The organism is Streptomyces sp. R11 (genome assembly GCF_041051905.1).
In the GTDB taxonomy this organism is placed as follows: domain Bacteria; phylum Actinomycetota; class Actinomycetes; order Streptomycetales; family Streptomycetaceae; genus Streptomyces.
The window spans coordinates 4,028,985-4,045,476 of the sequence record NZ_CP163432.1 but is presented as its reverse complement, the minus strand read 5'-3'; the positions used below and the strand labels follow the sequence as shown (position 1 = coordinate 4,045,476).

The 16,492-nt window shown below is 72.1% G+C and carries 17 protein-coding genes and 1 pseudogene; 10 read left to right on the top strand and 8 right to left on the bottom strand.

Translation table 11 applies throughout. The features are described 5' to 3' along the window. The 3 genes and pseudogenes from AB5J55_RS18390 to AB5J55_RS18380 form a co-directional block, all read left to right on the top strand. Nucleotides 1–615: a GNAT family N-acetyltransferase gene (locus tag AB5J55_RS18390; RefSeq protein ID WP_369271731.1), complete on the top strand. Its 615-nt coding sequence runs from the start codon at nt 1–3 to the stop codon at nt 613–615. 183 nt (nt 616–798) lie between these two features. Further along, the gene (locus AB5J55_RS18385) at nt 799–1,671 is read left to right on the top strand and encodes a GNAT family N-acetyltransferase (protein ID WP_369271730.1); all 873 of its coding nucleotides are present in this window, start codon (nt 799–801) and stop codon (nt 1,669–1,671) included. 109 nt (nt 1,672–1,780) lie between these two features. Continuing rightward, nucleotides 1,781–1,972, top strand: a pseudogene (locus AB5J55_RS18380) (serine/threonine protein kinase); the annotation flags it as partial. A 71-nt stretch (nt 1,973–2,043) separates the two neighbouring features. On the opposite strand, the gene AB5J55_RS18375 reads toward AB5J55_RS18380, so the two are convergent. The 3 genes from AB5J55_RS18375 to AB5J55_RS18365 are packed head-to-tail and all read right to left on the bottom strand — an operon-like array spanning nt 2,044 to nt 4,369. Beyond that, nucleotides 2,044–2,712 (bottom strand): pyridoxal 5'-phosphate synthase, encoded by a 669-nt coding sequence (locus tag AB5J55_RS18375; protein ID WP_369271729.1) that lies wholly within the window; start codon nt 2,710–2,712, stop codon nt 2,044–2,046. 36 nt (nt 2,713–2,748) lie between these two features. Then, complete coding sequence (locus AB5J55_RS18370) at nt 2,749–3,174, bottom strand: pyridoxamine 5'-phosphate oxidase family protein (RefSeq protein ID WP_369271728.1); 426 nt, start codon at nt 3,172–3,174, stop codon at nt 2,749–2,751. 22 nt (nt 3,175–3,196) lie between these two features. Beyond that, on the bottom strand, nt 3,197–4,369 hold the full coding sequence (locus AB5J55_RS18365; RefSeq protein ID WP_369271727.1) for an acetyl-CoA acetyltransferase: 1,173 nt from the start codon (nt 4,367–4,369) through the stop codon (nt 3,197–3,199). A gap of 91 nt (nt 4,370–4,460) precedes the next feature. Here AB5J55_RS18365 and AB5J55_RS18360 point away from each other — a divergent pair, with 91 nt between their 5' ends. Beyond that, nucleotides 4,461–5,747, top strand: coding sequence for an acyl-CoA dehydrogenase family protein (locus tag AB5J55_RS18360; RefSeq protein WP_369271726.1), 1,287 nt, complete (start codon nt 4,461–4,463; stop codon nt 5,745–5,747). Further along, entirely contained in the window at nt 5,744–6,235 is a 492-nt protein-coding gene (locus tag AB5J55_RS18355) for a nitroreductase family deazaflavin-dependent oxidoreductase (protein WP_369271725.1), read from the top strand. The genes AB5J55_RS18360 and AB5J55_RS18355 overlap by 4 nt, the downstream gene beginning before the upstream one ends. Before the next feature lie 3 nt (nt 6,236–6,238). Here the strand turns inward: AB5J55_RS18355 and AB5J55_RS18350 are convergent, their stop codons facing one another. Next, nucleotides 6,239–6,865, bottom strand: a complete 627-nt coding sequence (locus AB5J55_RS18350) for a LysE family translocator (RefSeq protein WP_369271724.1) — start codon at nt 6,863–6,865, stop codon at nt 6,239–6,241. A gap of 82 nt (nt 6,866–6,947) precedes the next feature. Between AB5J55_RS18350 and AB5J55_RS18345 the strand changes: the two genes are divergently transcribed. Beyond that, nucleotides 6,948–7,400 carry an Lrp/AsnC family transcriptional regulator gene (locus AB5J55_RS18345; RefSeq protein WP_328880988.1) on the top strand — a complete coding sequence of 151 codons (453 nt, stop codon included), beginning with the start codon at nt 6,948–6,950 and terminating at the stop codon, nt 7,398–7,400. 69 nt (nt 7,401–7,469) lie between these two features. Here AB5J55_RS18345 and AB5J55_RS18340 read toward each other — a convergent pair whose 3' ends face one another. Next, nucleotides 7,470–8,117, bottom strand: coding sequence for a TetR family transcriptional regulator (locus tag AB5J55_RS18340; RefSeq protein ID WP_369271723.1), 648 nt, complete (start codon nt 8,115–8,117; stop codon nt 7,470–7,472). Nucleotides 8,118–8,239: 122 nt separating this feature from the next. On the opposite strand from AB5J55_RS18340, the gene AB5J55_RS18335 reads away from it, so the two are divergent. The 3 genes from AB5J55_RS18335 to AB5J55_RS18325 all read left to right on the top strand — a co-directional run bounded on the left by AB5J55_RS18335 (nt 8,240) and on the right by AB5J55_RS18325 (nt 12,280). Beyond that, on the top strand, nt 8,240–8,989 hold the full coding sequence (locus AB5J55_RS18335; RefSeq protein ID WP_369271722.1) for a VOC family protein: 750 nt from the start codon (nt 8,240–8,242) through the stop codon (nt 8,987–8,989). A gap of 234 nt (nt 8,990–9,223) precedes the next feature. After that, entirely contained in the window at nt 9,224–11,593 is a 2,370-nt protein-coding gene (locus AB5J55_RS18330) for a PQQ-binding-like beta-propeller repeat protein (protein ID WP_369271721.1), read from the top strand. A 177-nt stretch (nt 11,594–11,770) separates the two neighbouring features. Continuing rightward, entirely contained in the window at nt 11,771–12,280 is a 510-nt protein-coding gene (locus AB5J55_RS18325; RefSeq protein WP_369271720.1) for a hypothetical protein, read from the top strand. Nucleotide 12,281: 1 nt separating this feature from the next. Here AB5J55_RS18325 and AB5J55_RS18320 read toward each other — a convergent pair whose 3' ends face one another. The 3 genes from AB5J55_RS18320 to AB5J55_RS18310 are packed head-to-tail and all read right to left on the bottom strand — an operon-like array spanning nt 12,282 to nt 14,636. Further along, nucleotides 12,282–13,058, bottom strand: a complete 777-nt coding sequence (locus AB5J55_RS18320; protein ID WP_369271719.1) for an enoyl-CoA hydratase/isomerase family protein — start codon at nt 13,056–13,058, stop codon at nt 12,282–12,284. Then, nucleotides 13,055–13,471 (bottom strand): Zn-ribbon domain-containing OB-fold protein, encoded by a 417-nt coding sequence (locus AB5J55_RS18315; RefSeq protein ID WP_369271718.1) that lies wholly within the window; start codon nt 13,469–13,471, stop codon nt 13,055–13,057. The genes AB5J55_RS18320 and AB5J55_RS18315 overlap by 4 nt, the downstream gene beginning before the upstream one ends. Nucleotides 13,472–13,478: 7 nt before the next feature. Beyond that, nucleotides 13,479–14,636, bottom strand: coding sequence for a lipid-transfer protein (locus tag AB5J55_RS18310; RefSeq protein WP_369271717.1), 1,158 nt, complete (start codon nt 14,634–14,636; stop codon nt 13,479–13,481). A gap of 95 nt (nt 14,637–14,731) precedes the next feature. Between AB5J55_RS18310 and AB5J55_RS18305 the strand changes: the two genes are divergently transcribed. Further along, complete coding sequence (locus AB5J55_RS18305) at nt 14,732–16,330, top strand: FadD3 family acyl-CoA ligase (protein ID WP_369271716.1); 1,599 nt, start codon at nt 14,732–14,734, stop codon at nt 16,328–16,330. Nucleotides 16,331–16,492 lie beyond the last annotated feature (162 nt).

Genomic DNA, 16,492 nt, shown 5'->3' with positions numbered 1-16,492 from the left:
ATGCCTCACACCGACATACGCCCCGCCGGCCACCCGCACCCCCACCCCGACCTGCACGGCCACGGCCTGCGCCTGCGCCCCTGGGACCCGGACTCCGAGGCCGACGCCGCGACCTGGTTCCGGGGCCGCAGCGATCCGGAGTTCCGGCGCTGGAACACGCCGTTGAGCATCGGGACCGATCCCGCCAGCGCCCTGGAATCCCTCCGCGACACGGCACGGAACATGCGGGAGGGCTCCTCCGTGTCGTACTGCGTCACCGACGCGTCGACCGGTACCCCCTTCGGGCACATCGGCGTCAACCTCATCGACCGGGTCATGCGCTCCGCCCGCGTCGGCTACTGGGTTCTCCCCGAGGCCCGCGGCCGCCGTGTCGCCACCCACGCGCTGACCCTCGTCACCCAGTGGGCCCTCGCCGAGCCGGGCCTGAGCCTGTACCGGCTCGAACTCGGCCATGCCGTCGGGCACGACTCCTCCTGCCGTATCGCCGAGCGGTGCGGGTTCCGGTACGAGGGGACCCTGCGGGGCGCGATGTGGGAGGCGGGGCGGCAGGATGCGTACCGGGACGTACATCTGCACGCACGACTGGCGACGGACTCGGACCCGGACAGGGCCTAGGCCTCGGCCCGCATCCAACCCCGGAACCGGACCGCGATCCCGACCCGGACGTCAACCTGTGGACCCGTAGACCCGTGAACCCCGAGCCTCTCAACCCCCGCCTGGGAGTGGGGTCTTGTGTCGGCTTGGTGTCCACAGCGGAAAAGGGTGCACAGTCGGCGCCGGGGCGCGGGATCATGAGGTATGCGCCCGGACGACTGGTACTGCACCCAGGATCTCACCGGCTTCCTCGCCCACGCCGGTGGCTTTCTGCGCTCACGCCCCGATCTGCACACCGTCGTCCTGACGGTGACCGAGACGCTGCGCACCAGCGGGTTGCGTGCGTACGGCGACGAGGCGCCGGTCTTCGGGGTGCTGGAGGTGGGCGGGCAGGTACGGGCCGCCTACTTCCGCACCCCGCCCTACCGGCTGAACGTCACCCCGCTCACCCCCGACGAGGCCGACTCCCTCGCCGCCCACCTGGTCGCCCTGGGTCACTCGGTCCCCGGTGTGATCGCGGCCCGCGAGACCGCCGAGGCCTTCGCAACCGCCTGGCGCCGGCACGCGGGTGGCCGGGCCTCGGTCAGCCAGAGCCAACGCCTGTACCGACTCGGCAACCTGACCCTGCCGCAGCCCCTCCCGGCGGGCCGGGCGCGGGTCGCGGGCAAGGAGGACCGGGAGCAACTGACGTGCTGGTACGAGGAGTTCATCGAGGCCGTCGGCGACCACGCCGCCCGTGACGCCGCAGCATGGGCCGACTCACGGATCTCCTACGGAGGCATCACCTTCTGGGAGGACGCGGACGGCACCCCCCTCGCCATGGCCGGCGTGACCCCGGTGGTCGCCGGACAGGTCCGGGTCGCCCCCGTCTACACCCCGGCCCACCTGCGCGGACGCGGCTACGCGGGCGCGGCCACGGCCCAGGTCAGCCGGGCCGTGCTCGCCTCCGGGGTGCGCGAGGTACTGCTCTTCACGGACCTCGCCAACCAGACGAGCAACAGCCTCTACCAGCGCATCGGCTACCGGGCGGTGGCCGACTTCGCGGCGTACGACTTCCGCGGGACCCGGGGCTTCTAGGCGTCCCGGGCCGTCGAATCCACGCCCGCTAAGGTGCATCTGCAATCTGTTCGAAGAGTGCTCAGGTGTACGGGCAGAAGTAGGTCTCGCGGTGTCCGATCTGGGGAGGGTGTCCGAACTGGGGCGGCTCGTTGCCAACCGCTACCGGTTGGTGGAGCGCGTCGGACGCGGCGGCATGGGCACCGTGTGGCGGGCCGAGGACGAACTGCTCAACCGGCACGTCGCCCTCAAGAAGTTGCACGTCCCGCCGCACCTGCACGACGACGAGGTCCAGCGGCTCCACGAGCGCACTCGCCGTGACACCGCGGTCAACGGAATCCGACCTACGGGAGCAGGCGCAGTAGTACCCCGCCTGACGCGCCCGCCGGGCCTCTAGGGCCACAGCAGCTCCTTGGCCCAACCGCCTTCCGTCCGCCGGTAGTCGAGCCGCACATGCCGACGCCTCGCGTCGCCCTGGAAGAACTCCACCTCGTCGGGGCGCAGGTGGTACAGCGTCCACGTCGGCACGGGAGCGTCGGGCTCGCGGCCTGCCCGTTCCCAGGCCGACTCGGAGGCCCGCGCCAACTCCTCCAGTGACCCCAGGACCTGGCTCTGGCGGCCGGTCAGGGCCGCCGCCAGCGCGCCGGTCGAGCGGGCGTGCAGGTCGGCCTGGCCGTCCTGGGCGGGGGCGGCCGTCACGGGGCCCCGCACCCGCACCTGGCGGCCCTGGGCGGGCCAGTAGAAGCCGAGTGCCGCGTACGGGCGGGCCGTCAGCTGGCGGCCCTTGCGGCTGTCGGCGTGGGTCGCGAAGGACCAGCCGGAGGCGTCCGCGCCGTGCAGCATCACCGTCCGCACGTCCGGCAGGCCGTCCTCGCCGGCCGTGGCGAGGGACATGGTGTGCGGTTCCACCTGCCCCGCCGCCACCGCCTCGGCGAACCAGGCCGTGAACAGGGCGAGCGGGTCGGCGGGTGCGGTGGCCGGGTCGAAGGCAGGCAGCTCGGTGACCGCCGCGTCCCACACCCGCAGCGACCTCAGCAGCTCATGAAGAAGGTCATCTCCCATGCATCGATTGTCACGTGCCGCGGCGGCCGTACCGGCTCACAGCTGACCCAGGTCGGACGACACCCAGCGTTCGGGCCGCATGTGGATGACGATCTGCTCGCCGTGGTTCTTCCAGGCGAAGTCGACGTAGCCGTCGACCTTCTCGGCCGGGAGATAGCGGGCCGAGACCTCCCGGAGCTGTTCCAGGGTGGCGGGGGTCGTGTCGATGACCGGGCCCTCGACCGACGCGTACCGGATGGTGGGTTCGACGCGGTCCACCATCAGGGTGAATCGGCCGGACGCCTGGATCAGCTGGTTCTTCCGGGAATCCAGCCCGGTCAGGACCCATACGTTGCCGCCGGGCTCGTACTGGTACCAGACCGGCACGGTCAGTGGAGCGCGCCCCGCGCCCGCGTCGACGGACAGCGCGGCGACATGGGGCTCGGCAAGGAACTGTTCGCGTTCTTCTCGGGTCAGGGCCATGCCTGCAGTCCTCTCGATCGGCTCAATTCCTCCCCAGTACCAACGTCCCCGACGAGCAGAACCATCCCCCGGTCGCCGAAGCGACACCCAGACGGGGCAACGCTCCGCCCGGCCCCCGCACCTGACGCTCCCCGCCCTCGCCCCGTAGCTGCCGCACCGCCTCCACCAGCAGGAACAGCCCTCGCATCCCGGGATGCTGGGCCGAAAGGCCGCCCCCGTCCGTGTTGACCGGCAGCTCCCCGCCCCGCACCAGCAGCCGCCCCTTCTCCACGAACGCCCCGCCTTCGCCCTTCCCGCAGAAGCCGAGGTCCTCCAGCGTCACGAGGGTCATGTAGGTGAACGCGTCGTAGATCTCGGCGAAGTCGATCTCCTCCGGGCGCACCCCGGCCCGCTCGAAGGCGAGCCGTCCGCTCACCGCCGCCGGACTCACCGTGAAGTCGGGCCACTCGGACATCGCCGCGTGCGAGACGTGCTCCCCGGTGCCGAGCACCCACACCGGAGCCGTACGGCAGTCCCGTACGAACTCCTCGGCCGCCAGCAGCACCGCCGCCCCGCCGTCGGAGCGGATGCAGCAGTGCAGCTTGGTGAAGGGGTCCGCGATCACCGGCCCGTCCAGGACGTCGTCGACGGTGATCGGGTCGCGGAACATCGCGTCCGGGTTCAGTGCCGCGTTGGCCCTCGCCTGGACCGCCACCTGCGCCAACTGCTCGATGGTCGTGCCGTGTTCGATCATGTGGCGGCGGGCGGCCATGGCGTACTTGGCGATGAGCGTGTGACCGTACGGAACCTCGAACTGCAGGGGGCCCCGGGAGCCGAAGGACAGGTTCCCCGTCCGCCGCCCCGCCTTGATGTCGGCGCGGGCCGTCGAGCCGTAGACGAGAAGGACGGCGTTCGCGTGCCCCCTCGCTATCGCGTCCGCCGCGTGGGCGGCCATCACCTCCCAGGTGGAGCCGCCGACGGAGGTGGAGTCGACCCAGGTGGGGCGCAGCCCCAGATACTCGGCCACCTCGACGGGGGCGAGAGTGCCGAGCCCGGCGGACGCGAAGCCGTCCACCACCTCCCGGCCGAGCCCCGCGTCGGCCAGGGCGCGGCGGGCCGCCTGGGCGTGCAGGGCGTACGGGGTCGCGTCGTCCACCCGGCCGCAGTCGGAGAGGGACACCCCGACCACGGCGACTTTCCGGCTCCCGGGAGTCATGCGAGGCCTCCAACCTCTCTGTGGCCAACCTCTGTGCATATCGTTGCGACCCTCCTAATATGACGGCCCGTCAGATACGGAGGGAAGAGTCATGGACGCCAGCTTCACCCCCGAGCAGGACGAGATCCGCCGCACCCTCCGCGAGCTGCTCCACAGCCGCTGCGGGCCCCGCGAACTGCGCGCCGCCGTCGACACCCCCGCCGGACACGACCCGGCCCTGTGGAACGCCCTCGCCGAGCAGCTCGGCCTGCCCGGGCTCGCCCTTCCCGAGGCGTACGGCGGCATCGGCGGTACGGCGACCGAACTCGCCCTCGCCTGCGAGGAGACGGGCCGCGCGCTGGCGCCCTCCCCGCTGCTCGCCACCGCCGTCCTCGCCGCGCCCCTGGTCGCCGCCCTCGGCACCGAGACCCAGCGCGCCGCCCTGCTGCCCCGCCTGGCCTCCGGCACGCTCACCGCCACCCTCGCGGTCCCGGGCACCGCGCTGGCCGCCGCGCTCGCCCTGACCGGAGGCAACGGGGGTGACTGGGCCGGCGGCGGACGTGCCGGCGGCGTGCAGGCGCGGCGGGTGGACGGCGGCTGGCGGCTGTACGGGCAGGTCGACCAGGTGCTGGACGGGCACAGCGCGGGGCTGCTGGTGGTCGCCGCGCACGCCGGGGGATTCGCCCGGTCGCGCACGCTGCTGTTCCTGGTGCCGGGGGGTGCGGCGGGGGTCGTCCGGGTGCGGCAGACCGCCCTGGACGCCACCCGGCCGCAGGGGCGGGTGCAACTGCGGGACGTGGAAGCCGAGTTGCTGGGCGAGGAGGACGGTGCTCACGTGCTGAGCGCCCTGGCCGGTGCGGGGGACGCGGTCGCCGCCGTCCTCGCCTGTGAGGCCGTGGGCGCCGCCGACCGGGCGCTGGAGCGCACCGTGGAGTACGTCGGACAGCGGGAGCAGTTCGGGCGGGCCATCGGGTCGTTCCAGGCGGTGAAGCACCGGCTGGCGGATGTGTACGTGCAGGTGCAGGCGGCACGCTCGGCGGCCTATTACGCAGCCTGGGCTGCCACGCCCCTGAGGGGCGCGACCCGTGTCGATGTGCGGCTCCGCCGCGCGGGCGCGACCGGCCACAACGGACCCGCGGACAACGAACAACCCAGCGCGGCCCCACCTGCGGGGCGCCTCGCCCTCGCGCAGGCCCTGGAAGCGCTGCGGATCGCGTCCGCCGAGGGGATCCAGCTGCACGGCGGCATCGGTTTCACCTGGGAGCACGAGGCGCACCTGTACTTCAAGCGGGCCGCCGGCGACGAGCTGCTCTTCGGGCCGGTGCACCGGCTGCGGGCGCACGCCGCCGCCGGAGCCCGGCTCTTCGAGACGCCCGGGGCGCGGGAGGTGGCGGTGTGATCGGCGTGCGGCTCGTGCAGAAGGTGTCCTCGACCCGGGGCTTCGCCAAGGTCGCTCCCCATCTGATCCCCGCGCTCGACCGTGCCGTGCACCGGCTCACCCGCGGGAAAGTGCTGCTCAGTGCCCAGATGCTGCCCGGCGTGATCCTGACCTCGACGGGCGCCCGCAGCGGGCTGCCGCGCCGTACGCCGCTCGCGTGCATGCCCGAGGACGGCGGCCGCACCTGGATCCTCATCGGCTCCAACTTCGGCCGTCCCGGCCACCCGGCCTGGACCGCCAACCTGCTGGCCCACCCGGACGCCGAGGTGAGCTGGAAGGGCACCGACATCCCCGTCACGGCCAGGCTGCTGGAGGGCGAGGAGCGGGCCGCCACCTGGAAGACGGTGCTCGGGTTCTGGCCGCCGTACGCCACGTATCAGGCCCGGGTGGAGCGGGAGATCCGGCTCTTCAGGATCGTCCGCCGGGGCGAGGATCCCGCACCGCCGTGACCGCTACAGCGTCGCCAGGCGCTGCACCAGCAGGAAGGCCCCGATTCCGAGCATCGCCGCCCCGGACGTGCGGGTGACTGCCCGCGCCGCGGCCGGGCGGGCGCCGAGGACGGCGCGGGCGGCCAGGCCCACGGTCAGGTAGACGGCGGCGCAGCACGCCATGTGGAGCAGGCCGAGTACGGCGGTCTGGGCGGGGACCGGCAGGTGGTCGCCCTTCGCCACCAGGAACTGGGGCAGGACCGAGAGGTAGAGCAGCAGGCCCTTGGGGTTCAGGCCGCTGATCGTGGCGCCGCGCAGGAAGACGCGGGCCGGACTGCTCGGGGCCGCGGCCTCCTCGGAGGTCCCCGGCGTGCCCGGGCGGCGCAGCACGCTCCAGCCCAGCCAGACCAGGTACGCGGCGCCGGCCGCCGTCAGCGCGGTCAGCAGACCCGGCTCGCTCGCCACCAGCACCGCGAGGCCGGCCACCGCGAGGACCGTGTGCAGCGCGTACCCGGTGACCAGACCCGTCACCGCCATCACCGGTGACCGCTCGCGCAGCCCGGCGGAGATCGCGTACGCCCAGTCGGCGCCCGGCACGCAGACGAGCAGCAGGTCGATGGCGAGGAAGGAAAGGAGCAGCCCGGAGTCCATAGTGGGGACATTAGGCGGGAATGGCCCGAAAGTGTTGTCGAAGTTTGCTCATGATCGCGAGTTGTGGGCAAATATCTTCTCTATGGACGACGTGGACCGGAAGATTCTTGCTGAGCTGCAGCAGGACGGGCGGCTGACCGTGACCGAGCTGGCCGGGCGGGTGCGGCTGAGCGTCTCGCCGTGTCACCGGCGGCTGCGGGAACTGGAGCGCTCGGGGGCGATCAGCGGCTACCGGGCCGTGGTGGAGCCGGCGGCGGTGGGGCTGACCTTCGAGGCGCTGGTCTTCGTGTCCATGCGGCAGGAGGACCGGGACACGGTTGCCGAGTTCGAGCGGGCGATCGCGGACATCCCCCATGTCCTGGACGCGCAACGGCTGTTCGGCGAACCCGACTACCTGCTGCGGGTGGCCACCGCCGACCTCGCGGCCTTCCAGCGGCTGTACGACGAGCGGCTGGCGACCCTGCCGGGGGTGCAGCGGCTCACCTCGACGCTGGTGATGAAGCACGTCGTACGGGACCGTCCGCTGCCCGCATAGGACGGCAGGCGGCGGCCCACGTCGGGTGAACCACCGCCTGCCAGACAGGACTTGCTCAAAATCGGGGAGCTACTTCGTCGGTTTCTTTCCGGTCACACCCAGATGCACCAACAGGGCGAGGTTCGGCTTGAGTTCGGCCTGCTTGACGCCCCAGGTCTGGAAACCCTTCTGGTGCGAGGCCACCGCCGCGAGCATCGCGACGATCGAACCCGCGACCGCCGCCGGGTTGACGTCCTTGTCGACCTTGCCCTTGGCCTGCAACTGAGTGACCGACTCGGCCAGGGAGTTGTTGACCGAGTTCAGGATCTTCATGCGGATCTTGTAGAAGCGTTTGTCCCCCTCGGACGCACCGAGGTCGACGACCCGCAGGATCGCGTCGTTTCGCCGCCAGAACTCCAGGAAACCGTCGACGAGTTCCTGCGCCGTCTGCCAGCCGGCCTTGCCGACCCAGCTGCGGCCCTCCACGAGCTCGGTCAACCCGGCACCCTCGGTGGCCATTTGGTCGGCGATCTCCAGGACGGCACCCTCGACGTCCGGGAAGTACTGGTAGAAGGTGGCGGGCGAAGTGCCCGCCTTCCGGGCGACATCTATGACTTTGACGTCCCGGTACGGGGAGGAGCTGAGCATCTCGCTGAGGCAGTCGAGCAGCTTCTGCCGGGTCGCCTGCCCACGCCGACCGGCCACGCGGCCGTCGACGGTACGCACTTGTCCTGTCATGTCGTCAGCTTACCGAGGCGTGATCGGGGCGCGATTCGGCCGACTGCAAATGGGGTGCACGGGGATCGCGAGGCTGGTGTGCCTGGTCTGCGAGGTGCGTAGGACACCGTTACTTTTGCCGCATGGCCGAAAACAGGGCATCCGCGAACGGAACGGGATACACGGAGGGCGTTCCGTGCTGGGTCGAGGCGCAGCTCGCCGATGTGCAGGCGGGCAAGCGCTTCTACGGTGAGCTCTTCGGGTGGGACTTCGAGGAGGCCTACGACTCCACCGTATGGGCCCGGCTGTACGGCGAGCGTGTGGCCGCCCTCTCCCGCAAGACGGACGGGCGGATGCCCACCGTGTGGACGGTGTACTTCGCCACCCCGGACGCGCGGGCGCTGACCGGGCGGATCCGCAGCGCCGGGGGACAGGTGGTCACCGCGCCCGTGGAGGTCGGGGCGGATCTCGGGACGGCCGCGCTGGTCACCGACCCCGAGGGCGCCGTCTTCGGGCTGTGGCAGGAGGGCGAGCACCCGGGGTTCGGGCGCCGGCACGAGGTCGGCACCTTCGGTTGGGTGGAGCTGTACGCGCGGGACATCGAGGTCGCCAACGACTTCTACGGCGGGCTCTTCACCGACGCCCTGTTCGGGCCGGACGCGAAGCCGGACTTCGGGCGGGCGGCGGTCGCGGAACGGTTCTCGGCGATGATGCCGCCCCACTTCCTCGTCCACTTCCGGGTCACGGACTGCGACGAGATCCTCGGCACGGTGAACCGGCTCGGCGGGCGGATCCAGGTGCCGCCCTTCGAAACGTCGTACGGGAGGGCCGCCGTGGTGACCGACGATCAGGGGGCGTCCTTCGCCGTTCTGGAGCGGGTCCCCCAGGAGTGACGGCACTCCTGCCTCCGGTGGCTCAGGCGTCCCACTATGCGAAACCGCGCTTCCGTGGGGTGGCAGGCTGTGGTTTTGTCCCAAGACACCCCGTTCCGCCCGCGGGTTCGCCACCACGCCTCCGGACAGGAAGAATCGGGGTGCGTGCCGCCGAGGCGGTGCGGTGGTGAGACGCTGCACGGGGTCGCGTACATAAGCGGGTGACGGGGCCCGTACGGGGAGGTGGCAGGCAAAGTGGTGGATCAGCTGACGCAGCACGATCCGCGCAGGATCGGGCCGTTCGAGGTGCTCGGACGGCTGGGTGCCGGCGGCATGGGGCTGGTCTATCTTGCGCGCTCGGCGTCCGGGCGGCGCGTGGCGATCAAGACGGTCCGTACGGAGCTCGCCGAGGACCAGCTGTTCCGCGTCCGCTTCACGCGTGAGGTGGAGGCGGCCCGCGCGGTCTCCGGCTTCTACACGGCCGCGGTCGTCGACGCCGACCCGCGCGCGGCCGTGCCGTGGCTGGCCACCGCGTACGTCCCCGCGCCCTCCCTCGAGGAGATAGTGAACGAGTGCGGGCCGCTCCCGGCCCAGGCGGTGCGCTGGCTGGCGGCGGGCGTGGCGGAGGCCCTGCAGTCGATCCACGGCGCCGGTCTCGTCCACCGCGACCTCAAGCCGTCCAACGTGCTCGTGGTCGAGGACGGCCCGAGAGTCATCGACTTCGGTATCGCGTCCGGCGTGTCGAACACGCGTTTGACCATGACCAACGTCGCCGTCGGCACCCCCGCCTACATGTCGCCCGAGCAGGCGAAGGACTCCCGCAGCGTGACCGGCGCGAGCGACGTCTTCTCGCTCGGCTCGATGCTGGTGTTCGCCGCCACCGGACACCCGCCCTTCCACGGCGCCAACCCCGTCGAGACGGTGTTCATGCTGCTGCGCGAGGGCCCCGACCTCGAAGGCCTCCCGGACGAGCTGCGCCCGCTGATCGAGTCCTGTATGCAGATGGAGGCCACGGCCCGCCCCAACCCGGCCGACCTCCAGGCCCAGCTCGCCCCCCACCTCTTCGGCTCCGGCACCGACGACAGCGGTACGGCGTCCGCATGGCTGCCCGAGCGGGCGGTGAGCCTGATCGAGACGCGCCGAGGCGGCCGCCCGGCGGCCAAGCCCGCGCCGTCCTCCGGCCGCAGCGGCGGCCGCAACGCCCCCGCGCCGGTTCCGCCCCCGCCCCCGCGCGACCCGGTGGTTCCGGGCCCGCAGCCGGCGCCCGTACCGATCGGCGCCCCCGACACCGGCCCGGTGCGGCTGGCCGGCGGCGCGGTCCCGATCGGCCCCGGCCCCCGCGTCGCCGACGCCCGCGCCGCCGCCATGCAGGCGCCCCCGCCGGAAGCCGGCCTTGTCGCCTCCTGGTCCAAGCCCCGCCCCGGCGTCAACGGCACGGACCCTGCCGTCGGCCCCGCCGTACCGGCACCGCCGCCGGTGGCCCCCGAACCGGCGGCCGGCTGGCGGCCCTGGCGTTTTCGCATGTCGAACGACGTCTGGGGCACCCCTTCCGTCGCCGACGACCTCGTCTACGTCACCTCCTTCGAGGTGCACGCCCTGGACGTGGCCACCGGCCGCCGCCGCTTCAAGACCCGGGACGTCGCCTGGTCGATGGCAGTCGCCGACGGCCGTATCCACGCCTCCGACGGCCCGACCCTGTTCGCCCTGGACTGCCGCGAGGGCGCCGACCTCTGGCGTCTGCAGACGGACGCGTGGGTGTACTCCCTCAAGGCCGAGCGCGGCACGGTCATCACCGGCACGCGCGGCGGCGGTGTCCAGGCCTGGGAGGCATCCAACGGCCAGAAACTGTGGGAGATCACCGGGGCGCAGAGCGACTTCGAGTCCCCGGAGGCCGGACCGGCGCTGTACGACGGCACGGTGTACGTCTGGCAGGACGCCCGGCTGAAGGCCCTGGACGCCCGGACGGGCGACGAGCGCTGGTCGTACCCCATCGGCGACGCCGCCTCCTGCGGTGGGGTGCCGGTGCGGGTGGCGCAGGCGCACGACGGCTACGTGTACGTGTCCGCGGGGACGAGGGTGCTCGCGCTCGACGTGGTGAGCGGCCTGGTCCGCTGGCACTTCGAGGCCCCGGCGGTCTTCCTGTGCCCGCCGGCCTTCGTGCCGGGCCCGGCGGTGACCGGCGGTGGCGTGTACCTCGCGGACTACCTCGGCACGGTCTACGCCCTGGACGCCACCGACGGCCGCGACCGCTGGCGCATCGCCACCGAGGCCCGCGCCTCGATCGATCCGGTGCTGGTGGCCGGGGGGCACGTCCATGTCGGCAGCGGCAAGGGGCTCTACACCCTGGACGCGGTCACCGGGACGCCGAAGTGGCGCTTCCAGGCGGGCGGCGACATCGTGGGCGCGCCTTCGGTGGCGGAGGGCCGGATCCACTTCGGCTCCACCGACCACCTGCTGTACACCCTGAAGGCCGACGACGGCCGGCTGCGTTGGAAGCTCGCGACCGGCGGCGAGATCACCGGCTCGCCCGTGGTCCAGGACGGCGTCGTGTACGCGTGCAGCAAGGACCGCTGCGTGTACGCCCTGGACGCCGAGAAGGGCACGGGGACAGCCCGCACCGCGTAGGCATCGCTTGTGACGGCCGTCGTACCGGCGCACGGAAGGGATCCGGACGGCGGCCGTCCACAAAGGGCGGCCATCTTCACCGCTCTTGCACGAGACGCTACGCCGGGTAAGCGGTTCCTGCCATGCGGCCGCTGCTAACGTGACGTGCTCACGATCACGACAACGGGGGTTGACCACGTGAAGCTTCGCCATGTCCGCGCTGTGGCCGTCTGCGTGGGGGTCGTCGTGGCCCTGACGGGCGCACGGCACTCCAGTGGCGGCGGCTGCGACAGCAACTCGAACTCCAGCAGCTCGTCGAGCAGTTCGGGCGGCACGAGTGACGGCAGTACGTACTACGACGATGACGACGACTACGACACGGGCTCGTCATCCAGTGGCGGTGTGGAGAGCGAGGGACCGTCCGCGGAGGACACCGCGGACGTGAAGATCGAGAAGTGCGAGTACGACGCGGCCAAGGGGCTCGTCGCGCGCGTCCGCGCCACCAACAGCAGTACGACAACGACGTACTCCTACACGTTCACCGTCACCTTCAAGGACTCGGCCGGCACAGCGGTGGACACGGCCAACGCCGGAATCCTGACCGTCGACGCCGGCGCCACCGACACCATCGACGTCGTCGCCAGGCAGAGCGTCGCGGGCGGCAGTTGCGAGCTGGGCGACGCGATGCGCATGTCCGACCACTACTAGGTCACCTTGTCCTGAACTCGCGGCCCCGCGCCCGGAACAGCTCCGTCTGCCGTTCGCCCGGCAGGTTGCCGAGGGCGATCAGGTGCGGTGCCTGCGCGAAGGCGTGGGCCAGGGCGGCCTCCTTGGCCGCCCACAGCGCGCGTACGGTCCCCTGCACGCCCTCCGGGGGATACCCGGCGATGACGGCGGCACAGTCGACCGCGGCGGCCAATGCCCCGCCGGGCTCGGTGACCTCCGACACGAACCCGATCTCGTGCGCCCGCCGCGCCGACATCCGCTCCGTGCTCCCCATGAGCGCCATCCGCGCGGCCTCTCCGTAGGGCATGCGCAGCGCCGTCAGCATCGACTCGTAGGCGCTGACCATGCCGTAGGTGGTGTGCGGGTCGAAGAAGGCGGCGCTCGGGTCGGCGACGAGGAAGTCCGCCTCGCCCAGGAGGTAGAAGGCGCCTCCGCACGCCATGCCCCGTACGGCGGCGACGACCGGCTTCCACAGGTCGTTCGCCTTCGGCCCGACCCGCAGCAGCGGATCGTCGGTCATGTACGGCGAGTTGGGCTGCGGGACGACGGCCTCCCGGTCCAGCCCGGTGCAGAAGGCCCGCTCCCCGGCCCCGGTGAGCACGACGGCCCGTACGGTGTCGTCGAACCGCAACGCCCGCCACGCAGCCACAAGTTCGTCACGCATGGCGAGGTCGATGGCGTTGAGGCGATCCGGCCGGTCGAGGGTGACGACGGCGACGCCGGTGTCCTTGTCGGTCTCGGTCCTGACAGCGGGGCTCACGGCCGCTCCAGGACCCACTGCACAAGGCCGGCCCCGCTGAAGACGGCCTGGACCCTTGCGCCGATGCGGATCCGGTCCAGGGGGAGGGAGTTGAGAGGGGCGCCGGGTTCCGTGACGAGGTTGCCGACCATGCGGATGCGGGGCGCGTCGGCGAGTTCGACGGCCACGACGTTGTACGGCGCCTGCTCCGCGTAGTCCGGCAGCAGGGGCGGGTGGGGGACGACGTACGACCAGATCCGGCCGTGCCCGCCGACCTGCCGCCACTCGCTCGCGAAGGACTGGCAGTGCGGGCAGCAGGGGCGGGGCGGGAAGCGGAGTTCGCCGCAGTCGGCGCAGGCCTGGACACGCAGCTCGCCCTGGGCGGCGTACTGCCAGAAGGGGGCGCCGTCGGGGTCGGTGACGGGGGAGAGCATCCTTCGATCAACTCCTCAGGAGCAGCGCGGAGGTGGGGACGCCTTCGCCGGCGGTGACGAGACAGGTGGCGGCGTCGGGGACCTGTGCGGTGCTGGTGCCGCGCAGCTGCTTGACGCCTTCGTTGATGAGGTTGAAGCCGTGGACGTAGGCCTCGCTGAGCCCGCCGCCCCCGGTGTTGAGGGGCAGCAGCCCGCCGATCTCCAGGGCGCCCCCTTCCGTGAACGCCCCGCCCTCGCCCCGCCCGCAGAAGCCGTACCCCTCCAGCGAGAGCGGTATGAGCGCGGTGAACGCGTCGTAGATCTGGGCGACGTCCACATCCTGCGGAGTGAAGTCGGCGTGCTTCCACAGGTGCCGGGCCGCGGTCCACGCGGGCCCCGTGAGCGGGTCGTCGTTCCAGTAGTTGACCATGCCGTGGTGCTGGGCGGGCAGCCCCTGGGCGGCGGAGTGGACATAGACGGGGGTGTGCCGGCAGTCCCGGGCACGCTCCCGGCTGACGATCACGCACGCCAGGGCGCCGTCGGTCTCCAGGCAGTTGTCGAAGAGGCACAGGGGCTCGCTGATCCACCGGGAGGTCATGTACATCTCGCGGGTCAGGGGCCGTTCGTACATCACCGCGGCGGGGTTCTGGTTGGCCCGGTTCCGGCAGGCGAGGGCGACGTTGAAGAGGTGATCCCGCGTCGTGCCGTACTCGTGCATGTAGCGGCGGGCGAGCATGGCGATCTCGTCGACGGGGCGAAGGAGGCCGTACGGCCGGGTCCACTGGGCGGGCGTGGGCAGTTGGGCGGTGGTGTTGCGCCAGGGCCGGGGCCCGCTGCCCCGCTTCCTGGACCGCCAGGCGACCCCGACCGTCGCCTGCCCGGCGGCGATGGCGGCGGCGAGATGCGCGACGGTGGCACACGAACCGCCGCCCCCGTACCCCACCTTGCTGAAGAAGGTGAGGTCGCCGAAGCCGACGGCCTTCGCCAGCTCGACCTCGTCGGTCTCCTCCATGGTGTAGCTGGCGAGCGCGTCGACCTCGCCCGGCGCTATTCCGGCGTCGTCCAGGGCGGCCACGACGGCACGGCAGGCGAGGGTTCTCTCGTCCTCGCCGAGCCGCTTGGCGAAGGGCGTCTGTCCGATGCCGACGATCGCGGTGGCGTCCTTGAGTCCGTTGACTCCGGTCATGCTGCGAGCACCTCCGCATGCTGAAGCGGCTGCTGACAGGGCGTCAGGCTACAGCTAATCTGACGGTCAGTCAGCTACTGGGTCTGGAGGCTGTGGTGCGCGGTGACTTGGAGTGGGCCAGCATCCCGGAACTCGTCCGGTCCGCGGCCGAGCGGTACGCGGACGTCGAGGCCGTGGTCGAGGGCCGTACGCGGATCTCGTACGCCGAACTGGGCGCCCGCGTCGAGCGTTCGGCGGCGGCCTGCCTGGCGAACGGCGTCGCGCCGGGCGACCGGGTCGCCATCTGGGCCCCCAACACGCTCGACTGGATCGTGTCGGCGCTGGGCGCGGTGTCGGCCGGGGCGGTGCTGGTGCCGCTGAACACCCGCTTCAAGGGCACCGAGGCGGCCGATGTGCTGCGGCGCAGCGGGGCGCGGCTGCTGTTCGTGACGGGCACGTTCCTGGGAACGTCGTATGTGGCGTCCCTGCGCAGGGCGGTCGCGGAGGGACCGGGGCTGCCGGAGCTGGAGCAGGTCGTCGTGCTGTCGGACGACGCCCCGGCGGACTTCCGTACCTGGAAGGACTTCCTGGCCAGCGGGGACGGGGTGAGCGCCGCGGACGTGCGCGCGCGTGCCGAGGCCGTGGACGGTTCCTGCCCCTCGGACATCGTCTTCACGTCCGGCACGACGGGCCGCCCGAAGGGCGCGGTGATCACCCACGCACAGACCCTGCGTGCCTACGAGGTGTGGAGCGACCTGGCGGGACTGCGGCCGGGCGACCGCTACCTCATCGTGAACCCGTTCTTCCACACCTTCGGCTACAAGGCCGGGGTGATCGCCTGCCTGATGCGGGGCGCGACGATGATCCCCCAGCCGGTCTTCAACGTCGGCACGGCTCTGGCGAACATCGCGGCGGAACGGGTGTCGGTCCTGCCGGGCCCGCCCACCCTGCACCAGTCCCTCCTGGACCACCCGGCCCGCGACGCCCACGACCTCTCCGCGCTGCGGCTCGTGGTGACGGGCGCGGCGGTCGTGCCCCTGCAACTGGTGGAGCGACTGCGCGGGGAACTCGGCGTCGAGACGGTCCTCACGGCATACGGCCTCTCCGAGGCCAGCGGCATCGTGACCATGTGCCGGCGCGGCGACGACCCGTCGGTCATCGCGTCGACGTCGGGCCGCGCGATCCCGGGCACGGAGGTGCGGGTGGTCGGCCCGACGGGCGTACCGGCGCCCGCCGGCACACCCGGAGAGGTCCTGGTCCGCGGCTTCAACGTGATGCGCGGCTACTACGAGGACGAGGCGGCCACCACCGAAGTGCTGACGGAGGACGGCTGGTTGCGCACGGGCGACGTGGGCGTGCTGGACGAGGCGGGCAACCTGCACATCACCGACCGCATCAAGGACATGTACATCGTCGGCGGCTTCAACGCCTACCCGGCGGAGATAGAACAGCTCCTGGGCCTGCATCCCGATGTGGCGGACGTGGCGGTGATCGGCGTACCCGACGCGCGGCTGGGCGAGGTCGGGAAGGCGTACGTGGTGCGGCGGCCCGGTGCGGTGCTCACCGGGGACGACCTGATCGCGTGGGCGCGGCGGGAGATGGCGAACTACAAGGTGCCGCGGACGGTGGAGTTCCTGGGGGAGTTGCCGCGGAACGCGAGCGGCAAGGTGGTGAAGGGGGAGTTGCGGGGCAAGGCGGGGCGCCGCGCGGGGTAGGACCGCGGGCGGCCCTCGGGCGGAGCCCGAGCCCGCACCGCGGCTTCGCTCTGAAGGGTCTGCCGGACCATGTTCCCGACGTGATCGACTCCGCCGTACGCGCACGCGGCTCGTGGCGGCAGTTCCGCAGGCCTCGGATGCCGCCACGCACGCGGAACGAGG